Origin of the sequence: Idiomarina sp., assembly GCF_048260185.1 — a bacterium.
Lineage (GTDB): Bacteria > Pseudomonadota > Gammaproteobacteria > Enterobacterales > Alteromonadaceae > Idiomarina.
Window position 1 is genome coordinate 178,865 of the sequence record NZ_JBLXHB010000001.1, and the last position, 21,016, is coordinate 199,880.

Below are 21,016 nucleotides of genomic sequence, written 5' to 3' on the forward strand. Positions count from 1 at the left end.
GAGTAGGGTATTCAGCAGATAAACTCAATCAGAAAATCTGTGTTATGCTCATTAAAAAAAGAGGTGAGTATGAACGTTAGTCGCGACTTTTCAAATGATGGTAAGCAGTTAGTTATTGCTATTAAAGGGAAATTTGATTTTAGCCTGGTACAGGAATTCCGTCAGGCCTACAGTCATATTGGTGATTCACAACCAACCGTAATTATCGACCTGAGGGAAACCGATTATCTGGACAGCTCGGCGCTCGGTATGCTGCTCAACATGCGTAAGTCTTTAGGCAGCAGCGTTAAAGGTATTCAACTGATTAATGCTAAACCGGATGTGCGTCGTATTCTCGATATATCCCGCTTTGATAAGATGTTTGTTATTGCCTGATGAAGGTACTGATTGTCGATGATCAGCCTGCTAACCAGGTGATGCTGAGTGGCCTGATTAAACGCTTTGGCCATCAGGTCACCTGCGTTGACAACGGCATTGAGGCTATTGATATTTTCGCCAGTCTGGCGCCGGACGTGGTGCTACTGGACGTTATGATGCCGGTTATGGATGGCTTTCAGACCGCTCCCAGGCTAAAAGCCCTAAGCGGCGATGTCCATTTGCCGATTTTGTTTATTACGGCACTGGATGATCAGGAAACCTTATTGAAATGCCTTGAGGCTGGAGGGGACGACTTTATTAGTGTGCCCTTCGAACCGGTTGTCTTGCAGGCCAAACTCAATGCTCACGCGCGGGTTCGCGAGTTGAGCTATTCCCTCAAAGGGAAAAATGAGACTCTGGCTTACCATTCTAACCGAATGGAGCGAGAGCAGAACGTTGTCAGACACATGCTGGCTAACGCGCTGCAGGAAAACGAAACGGAATATCCATTCTTAAAAACTTATCTTGCACCGGCTAGTGAATTTAACGGTGACTTAGTTCTCTCTAAAGCGGGTCCTCTGGGAAATTTTTACCTGTTTGTTGGTGACTTCACCGGCCACGGGTTAGCTCCCGCCACAGGTGCTCTGCCGGTTGCTCAAACCTTTTTTGATTTAGCCGAAAAAGGGCTCTCAATAGCGAACATGGTGGAAGAGTTTAACCGGAAGCTGGTTAAGCTGTTACCCGACGACATGTTTTGTGCCGCTTTTGTTGCTGAGTTGTCTGCCAATGGTGAACGCTTAACTTATTGGAATGGCGGTATTCCTGATGCGCTGTTGATAAATGAAGCCGGAGAAGTCGAGAAGCGGCTGGTGCCTGAGCATATGGCATTGGGTATCTTGTCGCCGGAAGAGTTCAGTAGCCAGGTTAGCCACTGTTTTGTTGAGAAAAACACCCGGCTGATAACCTATACCGACGGTGTGGTAGAAATGACCAACAAGGCAGACGAGCGATTGTCAGAACGGGGGTTCGAGGCTTTGTTGTTACGTTATGCCCGCGAGCGGGACTTCGAAGGACTGGTTGGTTCATTCCAGACTTTTCAGCAGGGACAGGAGCAGTTTGATGATATTTCGTTGGTGTGCCTGGATTGTGAAGCCACCAATTTACCTGTTAGTCAGGCCGATACCAACGTCACTCATTTACCTTTTCGGTTAGTGGTTTATTTAAAAGAAAACGAGATTAAAGGGCGCGATCCAATTATTAAACTGGTGGATTCCTTAAGTCATCTTGAAGGTATTCGCGCGCATAAAACAACCTTGTATTTATTGTTAGCTGAAGCTTTTAACAATACTCTGGAACACAGCGTTTTGCAGCTGGACTCGGGAATTAAAGAAACCGGGCAGGGCTTTGATGAATACTACCGGACACGGGAAGCGCGTTTGGCTGTTTTAGAGGGTGTAGAGATAGAAATTGATATTGAATACAAACCGGATAATAGCTTGCTTTCGTTTAGTATTTCGTCGAATAGCGAAAACGGTTTTTCTGAATATCAGCAAGTATCGGAAGATGACGAACAACAAGCTTTTGGTCGTGGATTACAGCTGATCAGAAACTTTTCAAGCCATGTTGAGTGGCGTGACGACGGCCGACGTTTATATATTGAATACGACCTTAGCCGCCCGCACGCTTAACTTTATAGCCTTCCTTTTTCAACCAGCTCTCAATACTGTCGCGCTGGTCACCTTGTAGTTCTATTTCGTACTCTTTAACTGATCCACCAACACCACAGAGCTGCTTGAGTTTTTTAGCTATTGCCTTTAACTCTGACTGTGGTTTATCCAGTCCGGTAACAATGGTTACTCCTTTGCCTTTTCGACCTTTGGTCTCCCGGCGTAGGCGAACAATTCCATCGCCTTCAGGAACTTCCTCCGGTTCAGGTTCCGGGTCAATACGTCCCGAGTCTGTTGAATATACCATTTGGCTCAGTTGGTCTTTCCAGTCCGGCATTCTATCTACCATTTTCTCTTAGGTTGGAACAGTTCTTCTAAATCGTCTTCTTTTTTATCTTTTGCTTTGTCGCGCGCATGAGCATCTTTCAACTCTTGTGCAATTTGTTCCAGCGCTTTCTTAATTGATTGCTGGCGTGACGTAGTGTAGTCGTCGCTAAAGCTCTGGTCTTCTATAGTACGTAACGCTTTTTCATAATACTGTCGGGCGGAACCTAACATCTGGCTTTCGTAAGCATGACGGCCCCGGCGTATTAAGGTTTCAATACTAATTTTCAGTTGCAACTTGGTCAAACGCTGATCTTCAACACTAAAAACATTGCTGTCGACCCGACCGCGGGAATGCTCATTGCGTAAAGTAGAACGTAAACGCTTGAGACCATTGATCATTGCTATGATTTGCTTGTTGTTTTCCGGGATCTCAAAGTCTTCACTGATTAACGAGGTGTCGTTACGGTCAACACTTTGTATGCGCTCTTCGTAATCCTGTATTCGCGCCTTATAGTCTTTTGACGGCGATGCTGCGTTCATACCTTTAAGTATTTCTAACGCACGGCTATTAAGAACCACCAGCATGGATTTACCTATAGGGAAGAAGCTCGACATATGAATGAGATCTTCGATCTGTTCAAGCGAACTGCGAAAGCGCGCCAACTTCTTACGCCGCTCTAGTTCTAAACGCTGTCTGTTCTGTTGTACCGCACCAACTATAATTGCCATTATTATTAGTAATATAATCAATGCGATGACAATGGTGTAAATCATATTACGCTCGTTAAGTTATAATTATTTTTCAGGGTAATGTTAAAGAGAAAACACCACCACCTAAGTGTCCATTATTTTTCAGCTCGATAAAACCTTTTTTATTATTTCGCTCATGGGCACTGGCTATCATCTGAGCAAAGTATAGACCTAATCCCGTCCGGGATTGCTGAATATTCAGTTGCTGTATCGGCATCGCGGCGTTTTCCAGCATACTAGCAGGAAAACCGTCGCCATTGTCGTGAACCATAATACGACATCCACCATCTTCGGTTATCTCTACTTTTATAAAGAGCTTATCGGCTGTGTAGCGCATTGCATTAATGATGATGTCATTAAGCAGATTAAAGATTAGGTCCCTGTCGAACCAGCCTGTTACTGTCTCATCAATGTCGGTGCTGACAGTAATGTTCCGTTGCTCAAGGTAGAGCTCATTGTTTAGCAACAGCTCTTCGACAAGTTCGTCGACGTGGTGCTGGTCGCTATTGAGTGGTAAAGCGTTATTGTCGTTGCGATAAAGCGTGAGCATTTGCATCAAATTTGAATTGATACGCTGAGCCTCATAATGGACTTTCGCCATTTTTTCTGTTGCACTGCTGTCAGCGACCTGTTCTGATACTTCTTCTATCATCTGAATGAGTAAGCACAGTGAATTTTTCATGTCGTGCACGGAAGAAGCCAGGACGGTTGAAAAATCAAATGCGGGTTGGGTCATAGATGACAGTTCCTGTGGTTCAAATAGAAGCCTGGGCAAAATACTGTTGCGATAGCTTTTATATTTGTCATAGTTATCAAGATTATTATAGTATTTTCTTATATCACATTTAGCAAACTAGAGTGGCACGTTCCTCAATGAAATTACAGCAGTTACGTTACATTGTTGAAGTAACAAATCATAACCTGAATGTTTCTGCTACGGCTGAAAGCTTATTCACCTCGCAGCCGGGCATTAGTAAACAAGTCAGAATGCTGGAAGACGAGCTGGGCGTGCAGATATTTGGCCGGACAGGCAAACACCTGACTCACATAACGCCTGCAGGTAAAGACATAATAGCGGTTGCGCAGCAGGTTCTGGATAACGTTCAGTCGATTAAGACGGTTGCTGCAGAGCATACCTTGCCGAACCAGGGCAAGCTCAACATTGCGACGACCCATACTCAGGCTCGTTATGCCTTGCCGTCCGTTATTCAGCGATTTATTCAGCAATATCCAAAAGTCTCATTGCATATGCATCAGGGCTCTCCGGAGCAAATTAGTGAAGCGGCTGCGAAAGGGCGGGCAGATTTTGCTATTGCGACCGAGGCGCTGCATTTGTATCACGACCTTATTATGTTGCCTTGTTATCACTGGAACCGGTCTATTGTTGTGCCTAAATCACACCCGCTGACGCAACTGAGTAAGCTAACTATTGATGATATCGCTCAGTTTCCTTTGGTTACTTATGTGCATGGTTTTACCGGACGTTCCGAGTTAGATAAAGCTTTTGCCGATGCCGGGCATGAGCCTAAAATTGTATTTACAGCAACCGATGCCGACGTGATAAAAACCTACGTCAGAATGGGATTGGGTATTGGGGTTCTGGCGAGTATGGCTTACGACCCGAAAGAAGATACCGACTTAGTGGCGATACCTGCAGAGCATATGTTTGCTCATAGTACGACTAAGATAGGTTTCCGGCGCGGAACATTTTTACGTACCTATATGTACGACTTTATTGAGAATTTTGCACCGCACTTAACGCGCGATAGGGTGCAAAAAGCTACTCAGCTAAAAAGTCAGGATGAGATTGATAAACTCTTTGATAGCTGTTCACTGCCGATGCGCTAAGCATCGGCAGCAGTACCAACCGGTTAACATTCAATAATATTGACTGCCAAACCGCCGCGAGCGGTTTCTTTGTACTTGGTTTTCATGTCGTTGCCGGTGTCCCACATGGTTTTAATCACTTTATCCAGAGACACTTTATGATCGCCTTCACCACGCATGGCTAAGCGGGCGGCATTAATGGCTTTAACCGAGCCCATGGCATTTCGTTCAATACAGGGTACTTGTACTAAACCGCCCACCGGGTCGCAGGTTAAGCCGAGGTTATGCTCCATACCTATCTCTGCCGCATTCTCGACTCTTGACGGGTCACCGCCCATAAATTCGGCCAGGGCACCAGCGGCCATTGAACAGGCAACACCCACTTCACCCTGACAACCGACTTCAGCACCTGAAATTGAAGCATTTTTCTTATAAAGAATACCGATAGCAGCTGAAGTCAGTAAAAAGCGCACGACTGCATCTTCGTCCAGAGTTTCGATGAATCTGTCAGCGTAGCTCATTACCGCAGGAATAATGCCCGCGGCTCCGTTAGTCGGGGCTGTTACGATGCGCCCGCCTGCGGCATTTTCTTCGTTAACGGCTAAAGCGTATAAATCGACCCAGTCCATGACCTGCATGGCATCGCTGGATTTCTCTTTTTTCAGTCGCTGATATAAAGAGGACGCGCGGCGACGCACTTTAAGTCCACCCGGCAGAATGCCTTCGGTAGTAATACCGTTTTTGATACTTTCCTGCATGGTGCGCCAAATCTTCATTAACCCGGCCCGAATATCCTCTTCACTGCGGAAGACTTTTTCGTTAGCCATCATTAATGAACTCATGCGCATGCCGTGCTCTTTGCAATGCCCGAGAAGGTCTGCAGCACTGTCAAACGGATATGGAATAGGTTTAGACGACTGCTCTATCGCTTCTTCCAAAGTCTCGTCAAAATCTTCATCGCGGACAATGAAGCCACCGCCGATGGAGTAATACAAGTCGCTGTAGATGATCTCACCGTCTTTTAGCAGCTTGAGTTCCATGGCGTTGGCATGTTTGGGCATGGTTTTGCGGCGGTGGAAAGTAATTGCGCCCTCGCTGGGAAAGGAAACTTCTTTTTCGCCAAGCAAATTCAATTTTTCAGTTTTACGTGTTTGCTCCAGAAAGTCTTCCACGCTGTCAGTGTCTACTGTTTCGGGAGTCTCACCGACCAGTCCCAGGATAACAGCTTTGCCGGTACCATGACCTTTACCCGTTTGGCCAAGTGAACCGAACAGTTCGACTTTTATGCCATCGGCGTTATTTAGATGCCCTGATTTCTTTGCGGCATGCAAAAATTCATAGGCTGCTTTCATCGGCCCTACAGTATGAGAACTGGAAGGACCAATACCAATTTTATAGATATCAAAAACGCTGATCATATTTATCCTTACCTGTCGCGCATGCGTATTCTGTTTATTATAGTATTGTCGCATGATTCATGTGGGGGGAAGCAAGTTTTAAGCAAAAATAAGTGGTCAGTTCAGTGGTCTGAAGTAATTTTTGCCGTCGGGTTGTAACTGTTCTGATAATTCACGCAAGATACCGGCGGTTGCGCCCCAAATATTCCGGTGCTGCCAGGGAATAAAATACACGCGGTCGTAGATAAATTTCCGAATACGATAAACGTAGTGGTTTCCGTGGTCGAGAATATCAGCCAGCGGTACTTCAAAAATCTCAGCGACTTCACTTTCCTGGGCAACCAGCGGCTGTTGCGGTGAGACAAAAGCCACATAAGGGCGAATCATAAAATAAGACAGCACCGGGTAGTCGTGTAAACGTCCTATGACTTCGACCTGACTGCGGGGCAGGCCAATCTCCTCTTCGGTTTCCCGCAGAGCCGTGTCCAGTAAGTCGTTATCGGTTTCGTCAAAGCGACCTCCGGGGAAGCTGATTTGACCCGCATGCTTGCGTAATTTGCTGGATCTCCGGGTGAGTATTAGAGACAGTCCATGCGGACGCTCAATAATTGGAATTAACACCGCTGCAGGACGCAAACGTTTGCGCAAAGGCTCATCAATTCTGCGCTCAACCGGCGGTGAAGGGTAAAGACTAAAGCGTCGAATAAAATCAGCGCGAGTATTAATGGTCATTAGGCTAGTACCGGCAATATGCGTGACACTTTGTCTTTGGTTTCCTGATACTCATCTGCTGCTGTTGAATCAGCAACAAGACCGCCACCCGCCCAGCAATATAAGTGATCATTTTCGGCAAGCAGCGTGCGAATGGTAATGCTGGTATCACTGCGACCGTGCTGAGAAAAGTAGCCCATACTGCCACAATAAATATTACGCCGATGGGGCTCCAGCTCTTCAATAATCTGCATTGCCCGAATTTTCGGTGCGCCAGTAATAGAACCGCCCGGGAAAGCGCCGTTAAACAAACTTAATGCGGTACGGTCGGGTTGTAGTTTGCCAATAATGGTCGATACCAGGTGGTGAACCGCCGGAAAACTCTCTATGGCAAACAAGCTTGGTGTTTCGATGCTGCCCGGCTCACAGTTTTTACTGAGATCATTACGCAGTAAATCCACAATCATCAGGTTTTCTGCCCGATCCTTTTCTGAGGTTAACAGAGCCTGCTGACTAGCCTTGTCTTCGCGCGAATCTTCAAACCGCGGACGCGTACCTTTAATGGGTTTTGTTTCTACCTGCCCCTTGGCGTCGGTTAGCAGAAAGCGTTCCGGCGACAGGCTCAGAATAGCGCTGCCGGGAAGGCGCATAAAGGCAGAAAACGGTGCTGAATTCGCTTGTCGTAATTTAAGGTAAGCGGACCATTCACTGCCTCGATAACGGGCTGAATAGCGTTGCGCTAAATTAATTTGGTAGGCATCTCCGGCCAGCAGGTAGTTTTGCACGGCCTTAAATTTCTCGGTGTACTGCAGCTCGTTCATATTGCTTTGCCAGTCACTTAGCAATTGAAAAGCGTCAGGCTTTTTTGTTGCTACTGGCTGTTCCCAGAATTCTCGAAGCTCTTCTGACCCTTCTATTGGCGCAACTAACCAGACCGCGTTGCTCTGCCGGTCGATAATCAACGCCTGACTATAGTAGGCCAGCACGGCATCGGGAGACTGATAGGTGTCTGCATTAAACTCAGGGATGACTTCCAGCGAACGGCCATGGTCATAGCCGACAGCACCAGCAAAGCCACCCTGAAAAGGCAGTTTAGCAGGCCCCGAATAATGACCTGATAACTGATTCAATTGCTCGGCATAACGGCAAAGCTCGGCTGCGTTTTCGGGGGCAGGCGGCAGTTCTAAAGGAGCGTCTGTTGCTACATTTAACTTGCCTGCTTTGCTGCTTAAAACCAGATCTGGTTGTCGGAAGATAATATCGTAGGCACAGTTCTCGTGGCTTTGTGCGGCAGAGTCCAGTAATAGAGCGTAGCTTTCATGCTGACAACGCTGAAACAACTCAAAAGCTGAGGCTTCGCAATCAAGTTTTATCGCACAGAGATCCGGGAAAACACTCACATCATGCTCGCAATTCAGGCTAGTTATTCATTACCAATATACTACCACAGCAAATATTCGCCGGTCAGTGGCACTGGTCAGTTGTTAGTGAAAACGCTATTATAGCGCCACGCAAAAGTTAACCAAGAGGCAGTTCCATGACCACCATTCGTCAGGCCGATTTTATTGACAGTATTGCAGATGCGTTGCAGTACATCTCTTATTATCACCCACTGGATTTTATTAAAGCTCTGGATGAGGCATACCAGCGTGAAGAGAGCGAAGCGGCGAAAAACGCTATTGCTCAGGTGCTGACTAACTCGCGTATGTCTGCGCAAGGGCATCGTCCAATTTGCCAGGACACCGGTATTGTCACCTGTTTTGTGAAAGTGGGCATGGGCGTGCAATGGGATAAAACCGACCTGACCGTTCAGCAAATGGTGGATGAGGGTACTCGCCGTGCTTATAACAACCCGGACAACCCACTGCGTGCTTCTATAGTGGCAGACCCAGCGGGAGCCCGTAAGAACACCGGCGATAACACGCCAGCTGTGGTGCATATTGATATGGTGGCGGGCAACGAAATTGAAGTGATGATTGCCGCTAAAGGTGGTGGTTCTGAGAACAAATCGAAAATGGCTATGTTGAACCCCAGTGACTCTATTGCCGACTGGGTTGTTGAAACTTTGCCCAAGATGGGCGCTGGATGGTGCCCGCCGGGTATGCTGGGTATTGGTATTGGCGGTACAGCTGAGAAGTCAGCGGTATTGGCAAAAGAATCGCTGATGGAATCTGTTGATATCCATGAGTTGATTGAGCGTGGCCCGCAAAATGCCGAAGAAGAGTTGCGTTTAGAAATTTTTAATCGCGTGAATGCCTTGGGTATTGGTGCTCAGGGCTTGGGTGGTTTAACGACGGTGCTGGATGTGAAAATTAAATCCTTACCAACCCACGCAGCCTCTAAGCCGGTGACCTTAATTCCGAACTGTGCAGCCACCCGTCACGTTCACTTTACGCTAGACGGCAGCGGGGCGGCTGATTTAATTCCGCCGAAACTGGAAGACTGGCCGGATGTGACTTTTGAGCTGGGTGATGATGCTCGTCGTGTAAACCTGGATGAAGTGACCAAAGAAGACATTCAGGACTGGAAAATGGGTGAAACTGTGCTCTTGTCCGGTAAGTTACTCACTGGTCGCGATGCCGCTCACAAGCGCATTAAAGGTATGTTGGATAACGGTGAAGAGTTGCCGGTTGATTTCAACAACCGCTTTATTTACTACGTAGGACCGGTAGACCCTGTGGGTGATGAAGTTGTTGGTCCGGCAGGTCCTACAACCTCTACGCGTATGGATAAATTTACGGACCAGATGCTGGAAGAAGCCGGTATTATTGGTATGGTCGGTAAAGCAGAGCGTGGCCCCGAAGCCGTAGAAAGTATTCGTAAGCACAAAGCCGTTTATCTGATGGCCGTTGGCGGCGCGGCTTACTTAGTGGCTAAAGCTATTAAGAAATCTCGTGTGGTGGCCTTTGAAGATTTAGGTATGGAAGCCATTTACGAATTTGAAGTGGAAGACATGCCGGTCACTGTTGCTGTGGATAGCGATGGTCAAAACGCGCATACTCAAGGTCCTGCTATTTGGAAAGCGAAAATTGCTGACCTTAATGAAAAATTAGGAGCTTAATGATGTCGCTGGCACTGTGGCAATGGATGGCAATAATTGGAGTGCCGGTTGTGACTGTCGTTACGGCGTTGTTGTTGCTTTGGCAACAGCAGCGCCGTTTGCGTTTACAGGCAGAACAACAAAATGCGGCACTGGAGCAAGAGTCGGACATTCTTCGCGAGCGCATTGATGAACTTCAGCACGATGTGTATGAAAAAGACAGCCGCTTGCGTGAAACTTTAGCTCGGGCTGAGCATGAGCAGAAAACCGCGGAAGAGAAGCTGAACTTGCTGAAGGTTAGCGAAGAACGCCTGACCCAGCAGTTTGAAAATTTAGCCAACCGTATTTTTGATGAGAAGTCCAAAGGGCTGCAGCAACATCATCAGCAGTCTTTGCAGGCAACGTTGGAGCCATTCAAACAGCAAATTGATGCGTTTAAAAAGCAAATCACCCAGCAATACACGGATGAGACCAAAGAGCGTTCGGCACTTAAAAATGAAGTGATGTCGCTTAAGGACTTAAATCGCCAAATGGCGTCTGAGGCTGAAGCTTTAACCCGTGCATTAAAAGGCGACACCAAGCAACAGGGTAACTGGGGTGAAGTGGTACTGGAGCGTATTCTGGAGCAGTCCGGGTTACGTGAAGGGCACGAGTATCAGACACAGGAGCATCACCGCGATGAAGACGGTAAGTCGTTCAAACCGGATGTGATTGTGCATTTGCCGAATAAAAAAGATGTGGTTATCGACTCAAAAGTCAGTTTGTCGGCCTACGAGCGGTATTTTAATTCTGACGACGATGCAGACCGCGAACGGGCATTAAACGAGCACGTTCAGTCGCTTAAACAACATATAAAACAGTTGGGTAAAAAGAGCTACCACCAGTTGGAAGGGCTGCGCACGCTGGATTATGTGTTGATGTTTATTCCGATTGAACCGGCGTTTTTGCTGGCGGTTGACCGTGATCCGGAGCTTATCCGGCTGGCGCTGGATAACCAGATTATGCTGGTCAGCCCAACTAATTTGCTCGTTGCTCTGCGTACGGTGCATAACATCTGGCAGTATGAGTATCAGAACCAGAATGCTGAGAAAATAGCGACTGATGCTGCACGCTTATACGACAAGTTTGTGGGCTTTGTAGAAGACCTGGAGAAAATTGGTAACGGCTTACAAACTTTGGATAACCGTTATCAGGAAGCCATGAAGAAGCTGAGCACAGGACGCGGTAATCTCATTGGGCGGGTGGATAAATTCCGCCAAATGGGTGTGCAAACCAATAAACGGTTAAACCCGGATTACCTCGATTCCGACGAAACCAATCCGGAAGGCATAGAATCTGATGGTGCAGATAAGAAAAACGACTGAGCCCAGGCTCAGTCATCTGCTTTTATCAACTTAATGCGCTGCGACGATAATGGTCGACCCATAACGAAGTTGCTCCACAAACCGCCAGCGGCATAATAATCAGATTAATTAGCGGTATCATGGTCAGCACGGTTACCCCGAATCCAAACCCTAAGGTTTTACTGCGTTGTTGGTGCAATTCAGACCGCATACGCGGAAACGACAGTTTGTGATTATCGAACGGGTAATCTAAGTATTGTATCGACATCATCCAGCAGACAAAGACATACCAAAGTACCTGCCCAATAACCGGAATAACGAGCGATAGCAAAAAGAAGCCGAGCGCCCGCGGAATGTAGTACATAAGTTTTTGCATTTCGCGTTTTAGCGTGCGCGGAATATCTATAAACAGCCCCAGAAAACCCTCGTCGCCTAAGCTCTCGCCACTTTCATAACGTTCCACTTTTTCTGCCAGAAGCCCGTTAAAAGGAGCTGCAATTAAATGCATGATGGTACTAAAAATAAACGAGAAGAGCGCAATAATGGTAATAACCGCCAGTGGCCATAAAATAAACTCCAGCCATTGGAAAAAGTCGGGCAACCAGCTCATAAAGCGGTTCAACCAATAGTCGACTTCGCCATACAGCCAGGTGAAAGCAAGCGAGAACAGGATAAGGTTGGTCAGAATAGGCACCACAACATAGCGCCGAAGACCTTTGGTTCGGATAAGTTCTAAACCGCGTCCTATGTAAGCTAATCCCGAGTTGCTGTAGGCTGCTTTTTGCATGAAAACTCCAGAGGTTTTAATTTGCTTAGTATAATAAGGCAATACAATGGCAATGTGCGGGCTAAATTGTTACAAATGGCTACCGGATCTGCTAGAGTCTTGTGATAATAAACCGTCGTATTAAATTGATAATAAAAACAACTGAATGCGCCTAAAACACATCAAATTAGTTGGCTTCAAATCCTTTGTGGATCCAACCAAAGTTCCCTTTCCTGACCAAATGACCTGTGTCGTCGGTCCGAACGGCTGTGGCAAATCCAATGTGATTGATGCCGTGCGCTGGGTGCTGGGTGAAAGTTCGGCCAAAAACCTGCGTGGCGATGCCATGAGCGATGTGATTTTTAATGGCTCCAGCGCCCGTAAACCGGTTTCTCAGGCCAGTGTTGAACTGGTTTTTGATAACAGTTCGGGGCGTATTCAGGGGGAGTATGCGGCATTCAATGAAATTTCGGTTAAGCGTCTGGTGACCCGCGACGGCCAGTCTAATTACTTTTTGAACGGCAGTCGTTGTCGTCGCCGTGATATTACCGATTTATTTCTGGGAACCGGGCTGGGTCCGCGCAGCTACGCCATTATTGAGCAGGGCATGATTTCCCGCCTGATTGAATCACGTCCGCAGGAACTGCGGGTGTTTATTGAAGAAGCCGCAGGCATTTCAAAATACAAAGAACGTCGCAAAGAAACCGAAAACCGAATGCTGCATACGCGCGAGAACCTTGAGCGCCTGAGTGACGTTCGCGAAGAGCTGGGTCAACAGCTGGAGAAGCTGGAGCGTCAGGCGGCGGCTGCCATTCGTTATAAAGAACTAAAGGCCAGTGAGCGTAAATTTAAAGGCGAGTTGCAGGCCTTACGTTGGCTGAAACTGGATAATCAACGACAGCAGTTGCAGGCGCAATACGCCGAACAGCAAACCGAGCTTGAACGCTGGCAGGCACAGCAAAGTGGTGATGAGCGCGGTGCTATTGAACTGAAAGAGCAGGCAGAAGAAGCGCGCGACAGGGTTGAACAGTCGCAGGAAAAGATGTTCTCGGTAGGTAATGAAATAACTCGTATTGAACAAACCCTGAAACATCAGCAGGAACTAAAAGAGCAACGCAGCCAGCGACAGCAGCAGTTAAACGAAGAAATAGAGCAGCTTAACGAGCAACTGGCGGATGACCGCCTGCAAAGAGAGCAACTGGAAGAACAGCAACTGATGCTGGAGCCGCAACTGGAGCAGGTTGAGGAACAGCTGGAAAGCGTGACTGAACAGTCTCAGCAAGCTAATGAGAAATGGCGTCAGTGGCAGCAACAACAACGACAGCAGCAACAGCAGCAACGCGATGTCGAAAAACAGCAACAGCAGGCGCAACTTAAACTGCAGCAGCTGAAACAAAGCCAACAGTATGCGTTGCAACAAGTGGAACAATTTCACAGCCAGCAACAAGAGTTGCAGCAACAGGAACAAGCATTAGCTGTTGACGAGAACGAACAGGCTCTGGTGGAGTTAAAACGTCAGCTGGAGCAGGAAGAAACTCGGTATCAGCACAGTAAGCAGCAACTACAGACTCTGCAGCAAGCATTTAAAGATCAGCAGCAACAGCACCGACAGAGTCAGCAGCAACAAGACAAAGCTCAGGCTCAGTTAACCGCCATTGAGCAACTGCTGGAAGGGAAGCAAAATAACGACAGCCGTAGTGAACAATGGTTACAGAAAAACTATCCAGACAGCTTGAAGGTAAGGGAATTACTTCAGGCTGAAAGTGGCTGGGAAATGGCGGTTGAACAGCTGGCTTTTGACTGGCTGGATGCCGTGGTTCTGGAACACGCTCCGCAAGAATTAGAAGCGGTTTCCGGGGTGAAGCTGGTGTGGCCTGTAAGTGAGCAAGAGCCTGAAAGCTGGTCTCTGGCCAGTAAAGTCAAAGGTCCGTTACGCTATTGGGCACCGCTACAGCAGTGTCTGGCTATTGAGCATGATGCTAATGCGGAGCAGCAATTACAACAGAGCAACGCCAGTTTTGCGGTATCGAAAACCGGTAACTGGTATTGGCAGGACGGTTTTATTGCGGCTCGTGTTGATGAGGATAACAGTGTTCTTCATCTGCAGACACAGCGCCAAAACCTTCTAGAGCAGCTGCAGGTTCTGGCTTCCAGGCTATCTGAAAGTGATACGCAGCTGGAGCAAACTCAGACGCAGGTTGAACAGGCGCAAGAGCAGTTGGAGCAAGTTCAGGAACAGGTTCAGCAGATTCGTAACCAGCAGAGTAAAGTTGAAGAGCGACTGCAGTGGAACCTACAGCAGGCTGAACAACTACAGCAGCAGCTAACGAGCCTGCAAGATAAACAGCAAGAGCAACGACTGCAGGCGGAAAATGCTGCTGAGCAGCAACAGCAGGTTGAAATGCAGTTGGAAGAGTTTGAACTGCTACTGGAGCAAACGGAGCAGGTTGATGAAGACTACGGTGAGCAACTGGAGTCTAAAGTTCGTGCCGAAGATGAACAGTTACAGCAACTGCGTAGCCAACAGCAGCAGATGACAATGCAACAGCAGAATTTACAGGCTCAGGCTGCACAGTTACAGAAATTACTGCAGCGCAGTGAACAACGTTACCAGCAACTTTTGCAGGAACGAAGTGAGCAGCAGACTGCAGACACGGATGAAAATGAAACTGCACTCGATGAACAGTTAACCGAGCTGCTGGATAAGCGCGGTGAAGTTGCGGAACAATTGCAGGAGCAACGCCAGCAATTGTCGCGGTTAGAGCACGACTTGCAGCAAATAACTCAAGGACAATCTGCAATTCAGGTCAAAATAGGCCAGGCCAAAGAGGCTATGCAGAGTACTGAAATTGAGCAGGTTAAATTGCAGGAACGTAGTCAGGCTGTGCTGGAAACTCTGGCTGAAACAGGCCTTACATTGAAAAATATACTGGAAGAGCTCTCTTCCGACGCTGATGAGAAGCAGTGGCTGCAAGAGCTGGAGTCAATACAAAATAAAATCAAACGCTTAGGCGCTATTAACCTGGCGGCAATTGATGAAGCCGAAGCGCAAAGAGAACGTAAACAGTACCTCGACCAGCAAGTGGATGATCTATCATCGGCGTTAGACACTTTAGAAGCGGCGATTCGTAAAATTGATAAGGAAACGCGACATCGGTTTAAAACCACTTTTGACGCGATAAACCATGATTTACAAATTCTGTTTCCGAAAGTTTTTGGTGGTGGCAGCGCTACGCTCGAACTTACCGATGATGACTTACTGGAAACCGGGGTTACCATCATGGCAAGACCACCGGGCAAGAAAAACAGTACAATTCATTTGCTTAGCGGTGGAGAAAAGGCACTGACCGCATTATCATTGGTATTCGCGATATTTCGCTTGAATCCGGCACCTTTTTGCCTGTTAGATGAGGTTGATGCTCCTTTAGATGACGCTAACGTAGGACGGTTTTGTCGTCTGGTGAGTGAAATGTCGGAATCAGTACAATTTATTTATATCAGCCACAATAAAGTGGCAATGGAAATGGCTACCCATCTGGCAGGGGTAACAATGCAGGAAGCGGGCGTTTCGAGATTGGTAGCGGTTGATGTTGAACAGGCTGTGGCGATGACAGACGCCGGATAACAAAATAAGCTTGATGGAGCAAAAATGGGCAGTTTACAAATAACCCTCAGTATTCTTGGGATCCTGGCAATAGCAGGTATTGTTGCGCATGGTGTATGGAAGATACGTAAAGGTAACCAGCAACAACGGCAGCGTGAACAGCGGGTTGCAGAGAACCGTCAGCAGCAATCGTCCGGTTTTGATGACGACGGCATTGGCGAAGTCCGGATTTTAAAGAAAGAGAGTTCAGATGACGGCTACAACCATGACCAGGCCGTTGAGCCAAAAGCAAAAACATCGTCGCACAGTAATGTGAGAACACAAGACAATGATGCCGACGCTGTCGAGCAAATGTCGATGGACCTTAGCAATGATGACGATATGTCTGACTCATTACCCTCGATGCGTGTCAGCAATGATGAAGCCGTTGAAGTAGAGCAAACTGAGCTTAAGTTTGATGGGGATGTTCCTTCAGAGCCGGATGACTCTTATAAAAGTGCCGCCGAACAGAGCTCTGTGCAAGAGTCGGAGCAGGAGCTTGAGCAAGAACCTGAATCCGAACCAGAAGTCAGTACAGATACGAATGATGATTTTGAGTCAGCTCCGGAAGAAGTTATTGCGTTACACGTTAAAGGGCCAGTACAGGGCGCAGTATTGTTGCAAATGATGACCGAGCTGGGCTGTAAATTTGGAGAACTGGGTATTTTCCACCGCTATGAAAACACCGCAGGCACCGGACCAATGATTTTTAGTGTCGCCAACATGTTCAACCCCGGCACGTTTGACCTGGATAACATGGAAAACTTTGAAACCGACGGCGTCGCGTTTTTTATGGCCTTACCCATGAAATTTGACGGTCAGCAGGCCTTTAATATGATGTTGAATGCGGCTAAAAAACTCGCTACCGAAATTCCTCAGGGGCAGGTTCTGGATGGCCAGCGTCAATTATTGACCCGCCAGTCTATTCACGAAGCACGCCAGCGTATTCGTGAATTTGAACGTAAACACTCAGCTTAATTACAGGTCACTATGAATCAGTCTGTTCACCAGCGCATGCAAGAGCTGGAACAATTACTTAATCGTTACAACCAGGAATATTATGAAAATGACGAACCGTCAGTGCCGGACGCTGAGTATGATCGTCTTTTCCGGGAACTGAAAACCCTGGAAACTGAGCACCCGGATTTAAAAAGTGCTCAGTCTCCAACTATGAAAGTGGGTGGTAAGCCATTAGGTCAGTTTAGAAGTGTTCAACATGAAGTTCCCATGTTGTCACTGGATAACGCTTTTTCTGTCGATGAATTTGAGGCTTTTAGCAAGCGCGTTGAACAGCGGCTGGATACCAATCAAACTGTGACTTTTTGCTGTGAGCCTAAGCTTGATGGCGCTGCGGTCAGCTTACTGTATGAAAATGGCCTGTTAGTGCGTGGTGCGACCCGTGGCGACGGACAAAGGGGTGAAGATATTACCGAGAACGTTAAGACCATACGTAACGTGCCGTTAAAGCTCTCTGGTAATGTCCCGGAGCGACTGGAAGTGCGCGGTGAAGTGGTTATGCCGTTAGGGGCTTTTGAACGCTTCAATGAACAAGCCCGGCTGCGCGATGAAAAGGTCTTTGCTAACCCCCGAAATGCGGCGGCAGGAAGTTTACGCCAGTTAGACTCCAGAATTACCGCAAAACGCCCTTTGCACTTTTATGCTTACAGTCTGGGGTTAATATCAGAAACCACACAACTTCCTGACAGCCATCACCAGCGCTTGCTGCAGCTGAAAGAGTGGGGGCTGCCGGTGAATATTGAAATAAAGACGGTAGACTCCGTACAGGGTTGTGACGATTACTATGAAGCTATTTTAGCCCGCCGGGATAGCTTAAATTACGATATTGATGGCGTAGTTTTTAAAGTGGATTCTATTCGCTTGCAACAGGACTTAGGCTTTGTCGCACGCGCGCCGCGCTGGGCTATTGCACGTAAGTTTCCCGCACAGGAGCAACTGACAACTATTACCGGAGTTGACTTTCAGGTTGGTCGCACCGGCGCGATAACGCCAGTAGCGCGTCTGGAACCGGTTAATGTGGGCGGCGTTACAGTATCTAATGCCACTTTGCATAATGCGGATGAAATTGAACGATTAGGCGTACGTATTGGCGACTGTGTCAGTATTCGCCGCGCGGGTGATGTTATTCCGCAAGTGGTCAGCGTCATAAAAGATAAACGTCCTGACAGCACTGAGGTAATTGAATTTCCTCAACATTGCCCAATTTGTGAATCCGAAATTGAACGCGTTGAGGGAGAGGCCGTTGCCCGCTGTACCGGTGGTTTGTACTGTGCAGCTCAGCGAAAGGAAGCGATTAAACACTTTGCTTCCCGTAAAGCCATGGATATTGACGGTCTGGGCGATAAAATTGTCGAGCAACTGGTGGAGCGGGACTGGATAAAATCACCGGCCGATCTTTATCGTCTGTCCAAAGCCGAGTTAGCGACTTTGCCACGAATGGGCGCTAAGTCTGCTGAAAATCTACGAAATGCTATTAAAGCCACGCAGGAAACAACCTTAGCCCGCTTTATCTATGCATTAGGTATTAGGGAAGTAGGGGAAGCGACGGCTAACGCGCTGGCGAATCATTTCAAAAATCTGGATGCTTTAATTGCCGCTGAAAGTGAACAGCTACAGGAAGTTCCGGATGTCGGCGCTGTTGTCGCTAAGCACATTGTGTCTTTTTTCCATGAAACCCATAACCAGCAGGTGGTTAAGGAATTACGTGAGTTTATTTCCTGGCCTGAGGGGGATGAGGCAAGCTCCGTGCAAAGTGACCGCTTATCCGGCAATACCTATGTTATTACCGGTACCTTGTCGACCATGACCCGGGATGAAGCGAAGTCTGCTTTAGAAGCCTTAGGGGCGAAAGTTGCTTCCAGTGTTTCTAAAAAGACAACCGCGCTGGTTGCCGGAGAAAATGCTGGTTCAAAACTGACCAAAGCCCAGTCCCTTGGGCTTGATATACTAGACGAGAATGGGTTAGCTGAGCTGCTCAGCGACTAACGTCCTTTTGCGCTCAGGTCTTTCAGAAGGCCTGAGCCATTGATATCGACAATGCCTTTTTCTTCGTCAAACTCGAACCGGATAGTCGGGTGGGTGGTTTCCAACAGAAAACTGCGATCGTCGATTTGTACACGCAAGTGCTTCAAGGGCTCATCTTCGTCAAACTCTTGCCGATGATTAATGCTGACTTTATGGTCTCCAATATTGAGCTCGAAACCTTTGAAAAAACCATTAGCGAATTCTGCTACGTAAACCTGACCTTGCTTATTTACAAACAGGTTAAGGATGTAATTTGGCGGCATTTCTGACGTACGCATTTGCGACTTGCCGGCAGTAAAAATAATGGTGTCATAAACCTTTTTATACTCAAAACCAAAGGTTAAAGGTTCCGTACGACCTGACGGGTAGATAACTTTACCATTACCTTCCGCTTTCCAGTCGGCTAAAGTTTGAGCGCTAAATAATAGCGCTGCAAAGACAAAAAAGTATTTTACGTTGTTCATAGGTTGCCTCAACTACTCACCTCGGTGACATCGACTTTTAATTTAAGCATTTGTCCGGGTTGTAGATAACGATTGCGTTGAATGTTATTCCATTGCTCAATTTGGCGAATGGTGACATTAAATTTATCAGCAATCCTGGCTAGTGAGTCACCGCTACGCACACGGTAGCTGATATTACGCATAATACTGTTAATACTGCTTTGTACCGTTGACGATGGCTCGGCTTCCGTCCAAACCACTAACTCTTGTCCAGGTCTTAAGTAATCGCCCGGCGCCATCGAGTTCCAGCGGGCTAAATCACGCAAATTCACCTGATAGGCGCGACTGAGATCCCAGAGAGTATCGCCAGATTGTACTACGTGCTCTATACGCTTACCTGAGCGTTTTTGATCCTGGCGATTTTCACGGCGCTGATCCTGCGATAACTTATAGTTATCGATATTGAGTGTCGCAACCGGAACTAACAGATGGTCGCCTGCGCGGATGATATCACTGCTGATGTCATTAACCTGCTGTATCACATCAACAGATGTATTGTATTTTTTGGAAATAACGAGCAGGCTCTCACCCGATTTGACCTTATGGCGGGTCCAGCTTAGCCAGTCTTTTGGCTCAGTTTCGTTTAAGGCCTGTTTAAATTTTTCCGCATTTTGATTCGGAAGAAGTAAACGGTGAGGCCCGTTCGGTGCCGTTGCCCAGCGGTTATAACCAGAGTTGTACTGGTGCAGTAAATCCAGTGGCATATCAGCCATGTCGGCGGCTAATGCCAGGTCAATTTGTGCTGGTGTTTCAACAACCTCAAGTTTTGGCTGATTTTCGATTGGGTACCAGGCTATTCCATATTCTTCACTATTAGCGAGTATTTCCGCTAAGGCTAATAATTTGGGTACGTACGCACGGGTTTCGCGCGGTAATGACAGATTCCAGAAGTCGGTTGGCTTGTTCAGACGTTCATTTTTTCGAATTGCGGCAGCAACCCGGCCTTCGCCTGAATTATAGGCTGCCAGCGCGTGCATCCAGTTACCGTCAAAATAACGATGAAGCGCCTGCAAATAATCGAGCGCAGCGTGTGTTGCGGCAAAAACATCGCGACGGCCATCGTACCACCAGTTGATATCCAGACCATATTGACGCGCTGTACCGGGAATAAACTGCCAGACACCGGAGGCACTGCCGTGCGAATAGGCAAAGGGGTCAAAGGCACTTTCCACTATCGGCAATAAGGCCAGGTCAACTGGCATGTTACGCTTTTCCAGCTCTTCAACAATAAGGTGAAGATAAGGTTCGGCACGCTTAGCAACACGGTCTAGATACTCCGGGTGGCTGGCATACCAATTACGCTGGCTTTGTACTCTGGGTACATCAGGCACATGAAAGCTCAATTGCTGGCGAATACGCACCCACAAATCTTCCTGTTCTTGCGGGGTAAGCTTTACGGGCTCACTGACTTTGATTTCTTCTTCGGCGTGCTGACTGATCACTTCTTCCGGAATGACTGTCAGTTTAAGTTCAGCAGGTTCGTTTTTCTTTTTTACCGGATCATTATGACTAAACAGCGTTGTGCTCTGGCAGCCACTTAATGCCAGGCCACTGGCCACTATACAATACTTTAACCATGCGTTCTTTCGCTTGCTGTTTATCATGCGCAATTTACTTCCGATAATTATTAAAATCTTGAGGAG

The 21,016-nt window shown here is 47.4% G+C and carries 17 protein-coding genes; 8 read left to right on the top strand and 9 right to left on the bottom strand.

Annotation, left to right across the window (positions count from 1 at the left end):
• Positions 1-69: 69 nt before the first annotated feature.
• Together ACN0RF_RS00965 and ACN0RF_RS00970 are read left to right on the top strand one after the other, a co-directional pair.
• Positions 70-375: an STAS domain-containing protein gene (locus tag ACN0RF_RS00965; protein WP_011234950.1), complete on the top strand. Its 306-nt coding sequence runs from the start codon at positions 70-72 to the stop codon at positions 373-375.
• A complete protein-coding gene (locus ACN0RF_RS00970) occupies positions 375-2,045 on the top strand; it encodes a SpoIIE family protein phosphatase (RefSeq protein ID WP_417437725.1) in 1,671 nt (556 codons plus the stop codon). Before ACN0RF_RS00965 ends, ACN0RF_RS00970 begins: the two co-directional genes overlap by 1 nt.
• Here ACN0RF_RS00970 and yciH read toward each other — a convergent pair.
• The 3 genes from yciH to ACN0RF_RS00985 all read right to left on the bottom strand — a co-directional run bounded on the left by yciH (position 2,026) and on the right by ACN0RF_RS00985 (position 3,837).
• A complete protein-coding gene (yciH, locus tag ACN0RF_RS00975) occupies positions 2,026-2,373 on the bottom strand; it encodes a stress response translation initiation inhibitor YciH (RefSeq protein ID WP_417437726.1) in 348 nt (115 codons plus the stop codon). The two genes, ACN0RF_RS00970 and yciH, sit on opposite strands and share 20 nt — an antisense overlap.
• Positions 2,367-3,080 carry a hypothetical protein gene (locus tag ACN0RF_RS00980; protein WP_417437727.1) on the bottom strand — a complete coding sequence of 238 codons (714 nt, stop codon included), beginning with the start codon at positions 3,078-3,080 and terminating at the stop codon, positions 2,367-2,369. Before ACN0RF_RS00980 ends, yciH begins: the two co-directional genes overlap by 7 nt.
• A gap of 73 nt (positions 3,081-3,153) precedes the next feature.
• Positions 3,154-3,837 (bottom strand): sensor histidine kinase, encoded by a 684-nt coding sequence (locus tag ACN0RF_RS00985; protein WP_287796483.1) that lies wholly within the window; start codon positions 3,835-3,837, stop codon positions 3,154-3,156.
• A 137-nt stretch (positions 3,838-3,974) separates the two neighbouring features.
• On the opposite strand from ACN0RF_RS00985, the gene cysB reads away from it, so the two are divergent.
• On the top strand, positions 3,975-4,949 hold the full coding sequence (gene cysB / locus ACN0RF_RS00990) for an HTH-type transcriptional regulator CysB (protein ID WP_011234945.1): 975 nt from the start codon (positions 3,975-3,977) through the stop codon (positions 4,947-4,949).
• Between the two features lie 23 nt (positions 4,950-4,972).
• Here cysB and ACN0RF_RS00995 read toward each other — a convergent pair whose 3' ends face one another.
• From ACN0RF_RS00995 to pabB, 3 genes are all read right to left on the bottom strand, one after another.
• A complete protein-coding gene (locus ACN0RF_RS00995) occupies positions 4,973-6,346 on the bottom strand; it encodes an L-serine ammonia-lyase (RefSeq protein ID WP_417437728.1) in 1,374 nt (457 codons plus the stop codon).
• Between the two features lie 96 nt (positions 6,347-6,442).
• Positions 6,443-7,057 (bottom strand): CoA pyrophosphatase, encoded by a 615-nt coding sequence (locus ACN0RF_RS01000; protein ID WP_417437729.1) that lies wholly within the window; start codon positions 7,055-7,057, stop codon positions 6,443-6,445.
• Positions 7,057-8,436, bottom strand: coding sequence for an aminodeoxychorismate synthase component I (gene pabB / locus ACN0RF_RS01005; RefSeq protein WP_417437730.1), 1,380 nt, complete (start codon positions 8,434-8,436; stop codon positions 7,057-7,059). The genes ACN0RF_RS01000 and pabB overlap by 1 nt, the downstream gene beginning before the upstream one ends.
• A gap of 137 nt (positions 8,437-8,573) precedes the next feature.
• On the opposite strand from pabB, the gene ACN0RF_RS01010 reads away from it, so the two are divergent.
• Together ACN0RF_RS01010 and rmuC are read left to right on the top strand one after the other, a co-directional pair.
• Positions 8,574-10,097: a fumarate hydratase gene (locus ACN0RF_RS01010; protein WP_417437731.1), complete on the top strand. Its 1,524-nt coding sequence runs from the start codon at positions 8,574-8,576 to the stop codon at positions 10,095-10,097.
• Positions 10,097-11,440, top strand: a complete 1,344-nt coding sequence (rmuC, locus tag ACN0RF_RS01015; RefSeq protein WP_417437732.1) for a DNA recombination protein RmuC — start codon at positions 10,097-10,099, stop codon at positions 11,438-11,440. The genes ACN0RF_RS01010 and rmuC overlap by 1 nt, the downstream gene beginning before the upstream one ends.
• 25 nt (positions 11,441-11,465) lie before the next feature.
• On the opposite strand, the gene cysZ is transcribed toward rmuC, so the two are convergent.
• The gene (gene cysZ, locus ACN0RF_RS01020) at positions 11,466-12,206 is read right to left on the bottom strand and encodes a sulfate transporter CysZ (protein WP_417437733.1); all 741 of its coding nucleotides are present in this window, start codon (positions 12,204-12,206) and stop codon (positions 11,466-11,468) included.
• A gap of 145 nt (positions 12,207-12,351) precedes the next feature.
• Here cysZ and smc point away from each other — a divergent pair, with 145 nt between their 5' ends.
• The 3 genes from smc to ligA are packed head-to-tail and all read left to right on the top strand — an operon-like array spanning position 12,352 to position 18,831.
• A complete protein-coding gene (gene smc / locus ACN0RF_RS01025) occupies positions 12,352-15,810 on the top strand; it encodes a chromosome segregation protein SMC (RefSeq protein ID WP_417437734.1) in 3,459 nt (1,152 codons plus the stop codon).
• A gap of 24 nt (positions 15,811-15,834) precedes the next feature.
• Entirely contained in the window at positions 15,835-16,806 is a 972-nt protein-coding gene (gene zipA / locus ACN0RF_RS01030; RefSeq protein WP_417437735.1) for a cell division protein ZipA, read from the top strand.
• Positions 16,807-16,818: 12 nt separating this feature from the next.
• Complete coding sequence (ligA, locus tag ACN0RF_RS01035) at positions 16,819-18,831, top strand: NAD-dependent DNA ligase LigA (RefSeq protein ID WP_417437736.1); 2,013 nt, start codon at positions 16,819-16,821, stop codon at positions 18,829-18,831.
• On the opposite strand, the gene ACN0RF_RS01040 is transcribed toward ligA, so the two are convergent.
• Both ACN0RF_RS01040 and ACN0RF_RS01045 read right to left on the bottom strand, forming a co-directional pair.
• Complete coding sequence (locus ACN0RF_RS01040; protein ID WP_286822886.1) at positions 18,828-19,334, bottom strand: hypothetical protein; 507 nt, start codon at positions 19,332-19,334, stop codon at positions 18,828-18,830. The genes ligA and ACN0RF_RS01040 overlap by 4 nt on opposite strands.
• A gap of 8 nt (positions 19,335-19,342) precedes the next feature.
• Positions 19,343-20,977, bottom strand: a complete 1,635-nt coding sequence (locus ACN0RF_RS01045) for a LysM peptidoglycan-binding domain-containing protein (protein ID WP_417437737.1) — start codon at positions 20,975-20,977, stop codon at positions 19,343-19,345.
• Positions 20,978-21,016 lie beyond the last annotated feature (39 nt).